This is a genomic window from Vibrio cincinnatiensis (assembly GCF_022113815.1).
GTDB classification, from domain to species: Bacteria; Pseudomonadota; Gammaproteobacteria; order Enterobacterales; family Vibrionaceae; genus Vibrio; species Vibrio cincinnatiensis_A.
Window position 1 is genome coordinate 59,115 of record NZ_SGOM01000012.1, and the last position, 12,867, is coordinate 71,981.

At 43.2% G+C, this 12,867-nt stretch carries 10 protein-coding genes; 5 read left to right on the forward strand and 5 right to left on the reverse strand.

All coding sequences use genetic code 11. The annotated features are described in order from the left end of the window. The first annotated feature begins 262 nt into the window (after positions 1–262). The gene (locus EXA13_RS14095; RefSeq protein WP_238133744.1) at positions 263–2,929 is read left to right on the forward strand and encodes a TrlF family AAA-like ATPase; all 2,667 of its coding nucleotides are present in this window, start codon (positions 263–265) and stop codon (positions 2,927–2,929) included. 274 nt (positions 2,930–3,203) lie between these two features. Here the strand turns inward: EXA13_RS14095 and EXA13_RS14100 are convergent, their stop codons facing one another. Both EXA13_RS14100 and EXA13_RS14105 read right to left on the reverse strand, forming a co-directional pair. Further along, positions 3,204–4,421: a tyrosine-type recombinase/integrase gene (locus EXA13_RS14100; protein ID WP_238133745.1), complete on the reverse strand. Its 1,218-nt coding sequence runs from the start codon at positions 4,419–4,421 to the stop codon at positions 3,204–3,206. A gap of 235 nt (positions 4,422–4,656) precedes the next feature. Then, positions 4,657–5,523, reverse strand: coding sequence for a YicC/YloC family endoribonuclease (locus EXA13_RS14105; protein WP_238130693.1), 867 nt, complete (start codon positions 5,521–5,523; stop codon positions 4,657–4,659). Positions 5,524–5,689: 166 nt separating this feature from the next. On the opposite strand from EXA13_RS14105, the gene rph reads away from it, so the two are divergent. Together rph and pyrE are read left to right on the forward strand one after the other, a co-directional pair. Further along, entirely contained in the window at positions 5,690–6,406 is a 717-nt protein-coding gene (gene rph / locus EXA13_RS14110; protein WP_238130694.1) for a ribonuclease PH, read from the forward strand. Positions 6,407–6,506: 100 nt separating this feature from the next. After that, the gene (pyrE, locus tag EXA13_RS14115) at positions 6,507–7,154 is read left to right on the forward strand and encodes an orotate phosphoribosyltransferase (protein WP_238130695.1); all 648 of its coding nucleotides are present in this window, start codon (positions 6,507–6,509) and stop codon (positions 7,152–7,154) included. 52 nt (positions 7,155–7,206) lie between these two features. Here the strand turns inward: pyrE and EXA13_RS14120 are convergent, their stop codons facing one another. The 3 genes from EXA13_RS14120 to coaBC form a co-directional block, all read right to left on the reverse strand. Then, positions 7,207–8,154 (reverse strand): Kdo(2)-lipid IV(A) acyltransferase, encoded by a 948-nt coding sequence (locus EXA13_RS14120; RefSeq protein ID WP_238130696.1) that lies wholly within the window; start codon positions 8,152–8,154, stop codon positions 7,207–7,209. Positions 8,155–8,159: 5 nt separating this feature from the next. Beyond that, positions 8,160–8,750, reverse strand: a complete 591-nt coding sequence (gene slmA / locus EXA13_RS14125; protein WP_238124471.1) for a nucleoid occlusion factor SlmA — start codon at positions 8,748–8,750, stop codon at positions 8,160–8,162. A 108-nt stretch (positions 8,751–8,858) separates the two neighbouring features. Further along, positions 8,859–10,058, reverse strand: a complete 1,200-nt coding sequence (gene coaBC / locus EXA13_RS14130) for a bifunctional phosphopantothenoylcysteine decarboxylase/phosphopantothenate--cysteine ligase CoaBC (protein ID WP_238133746.1) — start codon at positions 10,056–10,058, stop codon at positions 8,859–8,861. Positions 10,059–10,289: 231 nt separating this feature from the next. Between coaBC and EXA13_RS14135 the strand changes: the two genes are divergently transcribed. Further along, positions 10,290–11,969: a methyl-accepting chemotaxis protein gene (locus tag EXA13_RS14135; RefSeq protein ID WP_238124469.1), complete on the forward strand. Its 1,680-nt coding sequence runs from the start codon at positions 10,290–10,292 to the stop codon at positions 11,967–11,969. Positions 11,970–12,120: 151 nt separating this feature from the next. Beyond that, positions 12,121–12,795 carry a RadC family protein gene (radC, locus tag EXA13_RS14140; protein ID WP_238124468.1) on the forward strand — a complete coding sequence of 225 codons (675 nt, stop codon included), beginning with the start codon at positions 12,121–12,123 and terminating at the stop codon, positions 12,793–12,795. The last annotated feature ends 72 nt before the right edge of the window (positions 12,796–12,867 follow it).

A 12,867-nucleotide genomic window follows, 5' to 3' on the forward strand; every position in this document is an offset into this window, starting at 1 on the left:
TCTTCTTAGCCCCATTGAGTGGACGGCCTATCCAGTACACTAAGATACCAAACTAATCTAATCCGTACTTTAGTCTAATATTCGGTATTTTTCCGTAATTCACCCTCCGTAACTATATGCAGATTCACACAACGGGTTGATAAGAATTGAGTTTTATAACAAATGGCAGCAACATAGCCGGAATGCAAAGATGGAAAAGTCCCTCTATAAAGCGTTGGCCCTGTGCGCATACTTGGATACAGTTAACACTCAAGGAGATTAAATGATTGGATCAATTTGGAGTAAATGGGATTTACACATTCACTCTCCATATACTCATCAAGCTAATGAGTATGGGACTTCTACTATAGATGAGTTTGTTGACAAAATAATCTCTTCAGAACTTAGCCTAACTGGGGTTACCAATTATTTTTTCTTTAAAGACAACGAATTAGATGAAATCAGAGGAAAGTTTCAAGAGAAAGGCGTTGAACATACCGTCTTAGGAAACCTCGAGTTTCGTATTGATCAGCAAAATAAAGACGGTGAGTGGATTAACGTCCATTGTATTTTTTCGGAAAGTATTAACACTCAGCAGATAAACAGCATTTTATCCACACTTCCCATCTCCAATACAACTTCTGACGGCAAGCATATCTATTGCTCCCAACAGTCTTTTACTGACTCCCAAACTAAAACATCTGAAGCGATTGTAAAATTTGATTCATTGATAGCTCATCTAAATAACAACTTAAAGTTCGGAGTCGATTTTTTAATAGCAGCTTGCCCAAATGGTTATGGTGGCTTTAGACCTGATATGACGGAAGGGAGGTCACGAGCTGTTGCACTAGAAATAGAGAAACGGTGCCAAATTATCTTGGGCCGACCTCAAGACAGGAACTTTTTCCTTAAAGAGGATAGATATCCATCTGCTAAGCAAAAACCGGTTTTTCATGCCTCAGATGCTCATAAGTTGGAAGATATCGGAAAAATGTACTCTTGGGTTAAGGCTAAACCAACCTTTGAAGGCTTAAGGCAATCTATTATTGAGCCAGATCTGAGAGTTCAGCAAACGGACGACTTTGTCGAAAACACATACATAAAGCCGTGGTTTAAATCAGTTAAGTTAGGTGGGAAGGTATTTGCTGGAGAGGATATTAACTTTTTTAGTCAAACTATCCCATTAAATCCAAACCTAGTCACAATAGTGGGCGGGAGAGGGACAGGTAAAAGTCTTTTTCTAGATGCGATGCATTCAAGGTTCAATCACCAATCTGAACACTCAAATGCACGAAGAGTAAGCGGAGAAAGTCTTTGCGTTGAACTAGATCAAGGTGATGGAACAGTATTAAAGTTCGACTCATCGGCAAATAAATATTCCTATTTGCATGTTTCTCAAGGAGATGTTCAACACTTTAGCCAGAAGCCTGATGACCTAAGTGGTGAAATTAAAAGAATGTTAGGAATTCATGGTGCGGAATTTGATTCTGTTACCAGTTCTGAAATATCAAATAACCTGAGTAAATATCGCACGTTCGTTGAATATTGGGAAGATGTTGATTCTCAAAATCAGCGTATTAATACGCCACAATATCAACAAAGCGTTATCGATAATAACACTCAGTTAATTGGGACACTTACTAACCCACAAAATAAGCTGTTAATTGAAAAATACCAAAAGAACTCAAAGAGTATTAACGAAAAAAATAACTTCATTAATGAAGCAAGAAGTACCCTAGCTCTTTTGAATCGTCACGCAATAGAAATAAATCAGAAAATCACACTCTTAAATACCAATCCTTGCTCAAGCAATCAGGCACCATTAATTGATGAGTCTTTGGTTACAACTCCCATTAATAAGAATATTGATATATGCAATAGGGAAATAGAAGCACTAACTGAATCAAATAGTGAAATAGCTAGCCAGTTTAGGCAGCAAGGTATAAATCAAGATATATCATCCTTGTTAAGCAAAGTGACTGAATATCAAAAATCTATTGATCAGGCGTCATCAAAATTAGATGAGATAAACCAAAAGACGATAGAATATCAAGCATTTGTTAAAGAGCGTGGTGAACTTGCATTAAAGTACAAAGAGTACATCGATTGCCAAAAAAACAACATAGATCAATCTTTTAAAAGGCTTAAGATAAAGCATCCCGACTGGAATGATGAGCAAAATGAATTAGTTCAGGAAATTCTTTCAGACATACATATTAATGGTCGTGTTGTATTTAATGTAAATCATTTCTACAGTGGAATTGAAGAATGTCTAAATCGTGGAAAATTCAGAAACACAAGTGAAAAATCTACTTTTGAACGGTTGCAAGAAACATTTTGCGTAAGATCAATTGATGATTTTTTCAAGCTTCTTTCCGGAGAAAAAATCATCAACTGTGATGGAGAACCAACAAGTATTGAGGAGTTCTTTTGGAAGCCTGAGTTCTTTAATAAAGGAGGACGATTTGAGTTGCTAAATTACCTCTACTCACCTTCAAATATTAGAAGATACCTTTATGCAAATGCAGATTTTCAGTACAAAGGTAAAACAGTCAATAAATTATCTGTTGGTCAACGGGGTACATTCTACGTTTGTTTAAAATTAGCAACAGATCCGTTTGGCAGTCCATTTGTATTTGATCAGCCGGAGGATGACTTAGACAATGAATTTATTATGTCACAGCTGGTCCCTCTGTTTAGGAAAATTAAGAAATATCGACAAGTTATCATAGTTACTCACAATGCAAACTTGGTGGTAAATACCGACGCAGAACAAATCATTATTGCTGATAACCAAGGCGAGAGCATCCGCTATACTTCGGGCTCTGTTGAAGACGGTAATGTTAAAGAAAACATAGGGATAAGAGCAGAGGTTTGTAATATTTTAGAAGGTGGGAGTTATGCTTTCGAAAAGAGAGAGCGTAAATATGGTATTCAAGAATTGGCCTAACAAGTCAGTGCACTAGAAAAATTTATTCGCTTCGCTCCCAAAATTCCGGTGAGTGAGGCGTTACTTTTTCTTACTTGAACTAATCCGTTACATCCTAATTTAGTAATATAACTGACTTGTTTTTGTCCAAAAACGTGTTACTGCTCACCAAGCGATTCTGTGATCACCGAGCGATTCTGTCGTACTACTAAATCAAAATTGTCAGATCGTATATGAACAGCACATTTACAAAGAGGATGCCACTGGCATCCTCTTTTTTTGCTTATGTGTATGTCTAAATGACAATGTGATTCTTAACCAGATCGGTGACTTTTTCCAGTGCTTCTTTGCGCTCTTCCAAATAGTCATACCGATCATAGATACCCTCGACTCCTTTCAGCTTATGATTTAGACAGCGCTCTGCGATATGGCTAGGAACTTTTACTGAAGCGAGTAGGCTCCGGCAGGTGCGGCGTAGATCGTGAACCGCAAAGTGTTTGATATCGCCCATTTTATTTGGTGGTTGTACCTTACGACCGGGCTCTCGACCAAATAGCTTTGAAATAGCCCTGTTCAGTGTGTCTTTGCCCATGTGAGGTACTTTGCTTTCCCTTCTGTTTGGGAAGACGTACTCCGAGCGACAAGCTCGCTGATATAGTTCTTTAAACCATTTAATGCACAGCTCCGGAAGCGGAATCGTGAAACCTGTGCCAGATTTGCTTCGCTCCGCTGGTAGGTGCCATAAAGCATTATCTAGATCGAACTCAGCCCACTTTGCTTCTGTTAGCTCTGATTTACGAACGCCAAGACAAAGAAGCAGTGCACAAGCTAGGTAGTTGTCTCGATTGAAACTATAAATGTTTTGGTTGAAAACGGAAAAAACATGTTTAATCTCTTCAAGCTCTAAGACCCGATCTCGGCTCTCTTCAATGCCACCAGCATCATAGTTAGAAAATGCTAGTGCAGGGTTAGACTCAATAACACCTATCTTCATACCGTGTTTAAAAAGCTGCTTACAATACATTAGCGTGTCGTTAGCTGTGGTTGGACGGCCACTGTCAGCGACTATTTGGATGATGTTACGGATATCTAAAGGTGTGACACGTTTCAACGTGTATTGACCAATTTGCGGAGAGATCTCTTTCTGGTAGATACGCTTAGGTATATTGGGGTGCTTGAGCCTTTTGGACAAATCCTTGTACCAGTCTTCGAAGAGATCATCGATTATTTGTATATCGGCTTGCTTACTCCGTTTTCTTTCTGCAATTGGGTTAATCCCTTCGCTTATTTGCTTTCGAAGCTCAGATGCTTTCAACCTTGCATCAGCAAGAGAAAGCTCATCGACCTTGCCAATAGTCACCTCCTTTCTTTTCTTAAAAAGGGTGTACCTTAGCATCCAGTATGGTCGACCTATTCTAGGAATCATTAGATAGAAACCATCACCATCGGCATGACGACCTGTTTTTTGGTCTTTTACTATCGCCTTAACTTGGTTGACAGTGAGATTACCCATCTCTATCTCCTTGAATTTATAGCTCTAATCGAAGTTATCATTACATCACTCTCCAGAAGTGGGGAGTATGTTGTGATATTTATACTACGGTGGGGAGTAAATAGCAAAGTGCTACCCACGATACTCCCAGTTTGTTCGTGGCTGTTGATGAATTTTATGGATGTATATGGATGGTGAAAATAAAAAAACCCTTGTAAACAAGGGTTTTGTGGAAGTAAGTGGAGTATAGGGGAATCTATTCGATATTCTGAATCTGTTCTCTCATCTGCTCAATCAGCACTTTCAGTTCAACGCCAGAGGCGGTGATGTCGGTGCTGATAGATTTTGAGGCAAGGGTATTCGATTCGCGGTTAAACTCTTGCATCATAAAGTCTAACTTGCGGCCACATGCGCCCCCTTTTTTAAGCACATTACGAGTTTCTTTGATATGAGAGTCAAGGCGATCCAGCTCTTCCGCAACGTCTGATTTTTGCGCGAGGAGAATCAGCTCTTGTTCTACGCGAGTGGCATCAAGCTCAACTTTAGCTTCTTCAAACTTGCCAAATAGACGCTCACGTTGCCATTGAAGAATTTCCGGCATACGAGTTCGAACTTTAACCACTTCTTCGCCAATGGCAGTCAGACGCTGCTCGATTAAGGCTTTCATGTTGTCGCCTTCACGGCCACGAGCTTCAATAAAGTCGCTTAGCGCTTCATCGAAACCTTCCAGCAACGTTTTGTTGATGCTGTCCATGTCTTGCTCTGGGGTTTCCATTACGCCCGGCCATTGCATGACTTGGAATGGGTTAATACGGCTGAGTTCCCCCGTCATGTGCATGATTTGATTGGCGGCTTTAATCACTTGCTCAGCAAGAGTTTCATTAATGATCAGCTCATTATGCGCAGCCGCACTGGCTTCATAACGTAAGTGACATTCGACTTTACCGCGAGCTAAACGTTGGCGAAAGCGCTCACGAAGAAGGGGTTCTAGGCTACGAAACTGCTCAGGTAGGCGAAAATAGGTTTCTAAATAACGCTGGTTAACGGAGCGAATTTCCCACACTGCGGTGCCCCATTCGCCTTTCAGTTCTTTGCGTGCATAGGCTGTCATGCTGTAAATCATTACCATATCCTTAAGTTAGTCGGCTTTTTAGTTAGCGCAATGGAATCATGCTATCACAGAATTGGAATTTTAGGATCCTAACGCCATGGGTGCTGACCTAGGATCTTTATCTCGATTCCGTTATAATCCGGTCCCAATTCTATTCACCCTAAAAAGGCATTCATCCATGCGTCCAAATGACCGTGCTGCAGATCAAGTTCGCCCAATTAAAATCACTCGTAATTATACGGCGTATGCTGAAGGTTCAGTACTCGTTGAATTCGGTAATACCAAAGTATTGTGTAATGCGACGGTGGAAGAAAATGTGCCTCGTTGGTTAAAAGGCCAAGGTAAAGGCTGGGTTACTGCGGAATATGGTATGTTACCTCGTGCCACGCATTCTCGTACTCGCCGTGAAGCGGCAAACGGGAAGCAAGGTGGTCGTACCATGGAAATTCAGCGTTTGATTGCGCGTAGCCTGCGTGCCGTTGTGGATTTAGCCGCCATGGGTGAAATTATGATCACGGTCGACTGTGATGTTATTCAAGCCGATGGTGGTACACGTACCGCTTCTATTTCTGGGGCGAGTGTAGCCATGGCCGATGCGTTTGCTCACCTTGTTGCTCAGGGTAAATTGAAGAAGAACCCGATGAAAGGCCATGTTGCGGCAGTGTCGGTTGGAATTTTAGGTGACGAAGTACTTTGTGATTTAGAGTATGTAGAAGATTCGGCAGCCGATACCGACATGAATGTGGTGATGACCGAAGAAGGCAAGATGATTGAAATTCAGGGCACCGCAGAAGGTGAACCGTTCAGTCATGACCAATTGTTGGCATTATTGGCTTCGGCAAAAATTGGCATTAGCGAAATTGTCGCTGCGCAAAAAGCGGCGTTAGAAAATTAAAGATTTCATAGCTTCCTATTAAGGAAGCTATTTTTTTGTAGGTAATTAGGATTTTGTTCTTACTTACTGATATCGACTGACTAAACACTGAGAGAGATCCATGAAAGCGTACCAGCGTGAATTTATTGAGTTTGCATTAGAAAAGGAAGTTTTGAAATTTGGTGAGTTTACTTTGAAATCAGGCCGTAAAAGCCCTTATTTCTTTAACGCTGGCTTGTTTAATACTGGCCGAGATCTGGCTCGATTAGGGCGTTTTTACGCGGCGGCTTTGGTGGATTCTGGTATTCATTATGATGTCTTGTTTGGCCCTGCTTATAAAGGTATTCCCATTGCGACGACAACGGCGGTCGCGTTAGCGGATCACCATGATGTCGATACTCCTTATTGTTTCAATCGCAAAGAAGCGAAAGATCATGGTGAAGGTGGCAACTTAGTGGGCAGCCCATTACAAGGACGTATTATGTTGGTGGATGATGTGATCACTGCGGGGACGGCTATTCGTGAATCGATGGAAATTATCCAAGCGAATGGAGCGGATTTAGCGGGAGTGTTAGTGGCCATTGATCGCCAAGAAAAAGGCAAAGGTGAGTTATCTGCGATTCAGGAAGTTGAGCGAGATTTTGGCTGCTCTATCGTGTCTATCATCAGTTTGACGGATTTAGTGACTTATCTGCAAGAGCAGGGAACCAACTCTGCTCATCTTGACGCGGTGAAAGCGTATCGTGCTCAGTATGGGGTGAATGCTTAAAAACAAGAGAGGCTCGATAGGGAACATCGAGCCTCTTATTTTTGTGTGCAGTTTATTGATAACGTGAGCTCTTTAAATCGGGATCGGGCAAGGTTTTAAAGCGTTTATGTAGCCACATCCATTGCTCGGGTGCCCGTAAGATAATTTGCTCCACATACTTATTCATATAAGCGGCGGCAGCCGTTTCATCTTTCTGGGGGTAGTGTTCCTCCACGGAAAGATCGGCCATGATCTCATATTTACCTTGCAGGTTACGGAACCCTGACCCCATGACAATGGCACATTGGCTGGTGTAAGCCAAAATACTGGTCCCTGTGGTTGTACAGGCATTGTCTACTGCAAAAAAGGGCACAAAGACTGACTTGTTACGCCCATAGTCATGATCGGGAAGGTAGAACAATCGCTCCCCTTTACGCAAAGAACGCAACATGGTTTTTAAATCTTTTCGATCAACCAATTGATTACCATCACGAGTTCGCCCACGATACTGGATAAAATCGTAGGCTGGATTATTATGCGGGCGATAAGCGCCATAGCCTGGCAAGCCTAGAACTGCAAAAGCACGAGCGGTAATTTCTAGATTCAGTGCATGCACACAGCACAGGAGCACCCCTTTACCTTGTGCTGAATGTTGGCGTATTACTGAGGTATCTTTATCTTCTAAGATCCGCTTAAAACGCCAAGTTGGCCAAAACCATGTAATGCCGGTTTCGATTAATGCAGCACCCGTATTTTTAAAATTCTCGATAACAAACTGTTCGATCTCGACTTTGCTCATGTCAGGAAAGGCGAGTTCAAGATTACGCTGCGCTACGTGTACTCGCTTTTTACCAAAACGCATCGCAAATTTGCCTAAACTTCGGCCTATCTTCAATAATACGGGATAAGGAAGAAGGTTGACCACAAGGGCTAAGAAGCCAAAACCTCCCCATACTCCCCAATATTTAGGGTGGAGGAGGGAAAGTGAAAACTCGGGTTTTCCGTATTTCTGTTTACTCATGATAGTTACTTAATTTGTGCACTTAGTAGCGCCCAATATTCGTCAAAATTGGCGGTGGGCAGATATTTAAAATCGGAACGAACAAAACGGTTTAAACTGCCTTCCACTTGGCCAAGTAACTGAGCGGCAAGCGTGCTTTCATCAACCGGAAATGCTTTTCCTTCACGCAGTTTTCGTTCACGTAAAATTTGTCGTAATGACGTTTCGATTCGCTCATACAACTGGTTGATTCGTTCACGCAGCCGTTCATTTTCAAACATTAACGCATGGCCTGATAAAATTCGAGTCAAGCCGGGGTTACGTTCAGAAAAAGCCAGAATTAACTGCATGACGAGGCGAAGACGGTTTAGTGTATCTTTTTCTTCATCCAGAATGCGGTTAATGCGTGACATTAAAGACTCTTCAATAAACTCAATTAACCCCTCAAACATCCGCGCTTTGCTTGGAAAGTGGCGATAGAGCGCCGCTTCCGATACGCCGACTTGTTTTGCCAGCTTGGCGGTAGTAATGCGTGAAGCCCCTTCATGAGACTCAAGCATTTGCGCAAGGGCTTGGAGAATTTCTTCACGTCGATTAGTTTTTTTACTACCGGCCATAACCCGTTTTCCTTTTATTACCACTGATATGGGTGACTCTCAATGAGCGATGATTGCCACGGTGCTTATTGATCGTGGCGTCGCTGAATACTTTAGATAGGCGTTTGGTTAAAGCTGTTGATGGATTAACCGCATTAATGCCTGAGCTAACTCTCGTTTACTGGTGAGAGGAAGAGTCTGTTCTCCACCATGCCAATAAACGGTTAACGCATTGTTATTACTATTAAAACCTTGACCTGAGATGGAGACATCATTTGCACAAATCATATCAAGATTTTTGTTGGTCAGTTTGCTTCGGGCGTACTTTTCAACCTCTTGAGTTTCTGCGGCGAAACCGACTGTAAAAGGGCGTTGTTCGGTTAATGCGGCCACAGACGCCACGATATCGGGGTTTTTCACCATGGTAATGCTAAGCGTGCTGTTTTGATCCGTCTTTTTGATCTTCTGCTCGGCGACTTGTTCCGGACGATAATCCGCAACGGCGGCGCAGCCAATAAAGATATCACAGCTGGTTGCGTGTTCCATGACGTGTTGATGCATTTCTAAGGCACTTTGTACATCAATGCGTGAAACGTGTCCTGGGGTGGGCTGTGAAACTGGGCCACTGATCAGGGTTACTTCAGCGCCTAAATAGGCGGCCGCTTCAGCGATAGCAAACCCCATTTTTCCTGAGCTGTGGTTGGTTATATAACGCACCGGATCTAGCGGCTCTCGGGTTGGCCCTGCCGTTAACAAGACTCGTTTTCCTGCTAGTAATTTAGGTGCAAAAAAAGCCTCACAGCGGGTGACGAGATCCATCGGCTCTAGCATACGACCGGGCCCAATATCGCCACAGGCTTGTTCTCCTGCTGCCGGGCCCCAGATCTCAGCGCCACGCCTTGCTAATGTCGCAATATTCTCTTGCGTTGCAGCATTTCTATACATTTGTTGATTCATGGCAGGAGAAACAACCAAAGGAGCTTTCGTCGCTAACACTAAAGTCGTGAGTAAATCATTTCCCATTCCGGCGGCTAAGCGCGCAATGAGATCGGCGGTAGCTGGAGCCAGCAGTACCATGTCTGCCCATTTGGCGAGTTCGATGTGCCCCATTGAGGATTCAGCAGCAGGATCCAGCAAACTGTCAGCTACGGGGTGGCCGGAGACGGCCTGCATGGTGAGTGGGGTAATAAACTCTTTGGCCGCGTGGGTCATCACCACTCGAACCTCGGCACCTCGCTCAATAAAACGACGTGTTAATTCTGCACATTTATAGGCTGCAATACCGCCACTAATGCCAAGCAGAATTTTCTTTCCTGCTAATGTTTGCATGCTTGGTTTCCTCAAAAATAGTGCTCGTTATGTTAGCACAACTTCCGAGAGATGTTGGAGTTGTGTCAGCGCTTCCTACGCAGTTTTACGAATATTCTGTTGTTATAACAACAAAGTCGACCAGTCTTCACAGATATTTTTTTCTATTTATGGATCATAGGCCTAGAAGCTTTCGCTTTAATTAAAAGCCCAGTGCAAATAATAAAACAACAAGAAGCCCAAAGGATTGTGATGATGACCTCTTTGAAAAGTAGAACCAAACTTTTACTGTTGACGGTAATTCCATTAATACTCATTACAGCATTGATGACCATAGTGAATAACTGGAGTGGCCGCAATGCCTTAGAACAGGAATTAAGTCAGTATCGTGAACAACTGATTGCAAGCCATAAAGCCGAACTTAAAGCCTACCTAATGATGGGGGTAACCACGGTTCAATCGCTCTATGAAAGTGATCGAAATGGAGAAAATAAAGAAGCCGCGAAAACCTTACTGAAAGCGATGCGTTTTGATACGGATGGCTATTTCTTTGCTTATGATTCGCAAGGTATCAATATTTTGCATGCAATTAACCCTTCATTGGAAGGCAAAAACTTATATGGCATGAAAGATGACAATGGCGTTGAGGTGATTGCTGGGTTGATTCGGTCATCAAAATCGGGCGATGGATTTTTGAATTTCTCTTGGCATAAGCCAACGATTGATGCACAAGCTCCCAAATTAGGGTATGCCGAATACTTACCTAAATGGGACTGGGTATTGGGAACGGGAATTTATATTGATGATATCGATACCCAAGTCGCTGAATTTAGAGCGCAGCGCGAAGCTCAGTCGACAGAGCAATTGTGGTCAACCATCGGGTTGTCTGTCACCGGTTTGATTATCACCATTATTGTCGTCAGTATTTTGGTGACTCGAGGAGTGGCTCCTTTGCAGCATGTGGTGGCCTCACTACAAGATGTAGCGGCGGGAGAAGGAGATTTAACAGCCCGATTAAAAGTTGAAAGTAAAGATGAAATTGGGGATGTAGCGAAAGCCTTTAATGCCTTTATGGATAAACTACAGCCACTAATCCAAGATATTCGAGCTTCTGCAGAGGAAGTGCAATCGGCGGCGGGAGCGTTGGATAGTCAGACAACGGAATCGAGCCAACAGATGAATGATCACAGTCTAGAAACCGATAAAGTTGTGACTGCGGTGACCGAAATGAGTGCAACGGCTCGAGAGGTTGCCAACAATACTAATGAAACCTCCCAAGCGATTGAGTCTGCCAATGATCAAATCCAAGAAGCACAACAAGAGGTAAACAGTGCCATCGAAGGCATCAGTGCGCTGGTTAATGAAGTCAATATTACTTCTGAAGCAATACAAGAGCTGAGCCAACAAACGGATCAAATTACCAAAGTGTTGAATGTGATTGGTGAAATTGCGGAACAAACGAACCTACTGGCATTGAATGCGGCCATTGAAGCGGCCCGAGCGGGTGAGCAAGGCCGAGGTTTTGCGGTTGTTGCCGATGAGGTCCGTTCATTAGCCAGCCGTACGCAAAATAGTACCCAAGAGATTAGCGATATGCTCAGCGCGTTACACCAAGGTGTCAGTAAAGCGGTTAGCAGCATGAGCATTAGCCAGCAGCGCGGTGAAAAAACGGTGCAGGAGTCGGTCTTAATTAAAGAGCGTTTAGCGGGTATTTCACAATCAGTCAGCACTATCCAAGATATGGGGATTCAAACCGCTTCTGCCGCAGAACAGCAAAGTGCGGTTGCGGAAGACATTAACCAAAACCTAGTTGCAATTCAGCAAATCGTGAATCAATTGAGTGAAAACTTACAGCTTTCTGAGTCCATCAGTACTCAGCTTGCGCAATCGGGCCAACAAATGGGGAACTTAGTCAGTCACTTTAAGCTTTAATTCACATCTTTATTACACCGTAGATTGATCCCCATCTAACCGTCACTCAGGCCCGTTAGAGCCTGAGTGACAACTCGCTTAGACTATCTTTTTCTATTTAACACAACAGCGTTAACTCCTTTGATAGTAGGCCAATGGATGGGCATCAATCATGAACTTTAAATTACTCCCGAGTGAATCCATGCCACGAGAAAAGCTACTGACTCGGGGACCTCAAGCGTTATCCGATGCGGAATTGCTCGCTATTTTCTTGCGAACTGGAACACAAGGAATGAACGTATTAGAACTATCAGATTTTTTGTTACGAGAATCGGGATCATTACGCGCCCTTTTTTCAGCCAGTAAAGATCAGTTCTGTGCCCATAAGGGATTAGGTGAGGCAAAATATGTTCAGTTGCAAGCAGTGTTAGAAATGACCCAGCGCTATTTGGCTGAAACCTTAAAGCGGGGCGATGCGTTAACTAGCCCTCAGCAAACCAAATTATACCTTTCCAGTGTCTTGCGAGATCGTCAGCGAGAAGCCTTCTATATCCTCTTTCTCGATAATCAGCATCGAGTAATACAAGATGAAGTACTGTTTGAAGGCACGATTGACGCAGCAAGTGTTTATCCGAGGGAAGTCGTAAAACGGGCCTTGTATCATAATGCGGCCGCATTAATTCTAGCGCATAATCATCCGTCTGGTATTGCCGAACCCAGCCAGTCAGATCGACGGATTACTCAACGCCTGATTGACGCGCTGGCACTGGTTGATATTCGGATTCTTGACCACTTCGTGGTGGGAGATGGCGAGGTAATTTCTTTTGCTGAACGGGGATGGATATAACTTAACGGGCACCCCGCATGGTCAAGAACCGTCTGGTTAATTCTTATTCAGTGAGAAGGAAAAACAAGGGGT

What these genes read in the sequence shown, in the direction of transcription:
- coaBC (WP_238133746.1), bottom strand. Translation starts at nt 10,058, where the DNA reads ATGCAAACATTAGCAGGAAAGAAAATTCTGCTTGGCATTAGTGGCGGT.
- slmA (WP_238124471.1), bottom strand. Translation starts at nt 8,750, where the DNA reads ATGGCCGGTAGTAAAAAAACTAATCGACGTGAAGAAATTCTCCAAGCC.
- pyrE (WP_238130695.1), top strand. Translation starts at nt 6,507, where the DNA reads ATGAAAGCGTACCAGCGTGAATTTATTGAGTTTGCATTAGAAAAGGAA.
- EXA13_RS14105 (WP_238130693.1), bottom strand. Translation starts at nt 5,523, where the DNA reads ATGATTTACAGCATGACAGCCTATGCACGCAAAGAACTGAAAGGCGAA.
- rph (WP_238130694.1), top strand. Translation starts at nt 5,690, where the DNA reads ATGCGTCCAAATGACCGTGCTGCAGATCAAGTTCGCCCAATTAAAATC.
- radC (WP_238124468.1), top strand. Translation starts at nt 12,121, where the DNA reads ATGAACTTTAAATTACTCCCGAGTGAATCCATGCCACGAGAAAAGCTA.
- EXA13_RS14120 (WP_238130696.1), bottom strand. Translation starts at nt 8,154, where the DNA reads ATGAGTAAACAGAAATACGGAAAACCCGAGTTTTCACTTTCCCTCCTC.
- EXA13_RS14100 (WP_238133745.1), bottom strand. Translation starts at nt 4,421, where the DNA reads ATGGGTAATCTCACTGTCAACCAAGTTAAGGCGATAGTAAAAGACCAA.
- EXA13_RS14135 (WP_238124469.1), top strand. Translation starts at nt 10,290, where the DNA reads ATGATGACCTCTTTGAAAAGTAGAACCAAACTTTTACTGTTGACGGTA.
- EXA13_RS14095 (WP_238133744.1), top strand. Translation starts at nt 263, where the DNA reads ATGATTGGATCAATTTGGAGTAAATGGGATTTACACATTCACTCTCCA.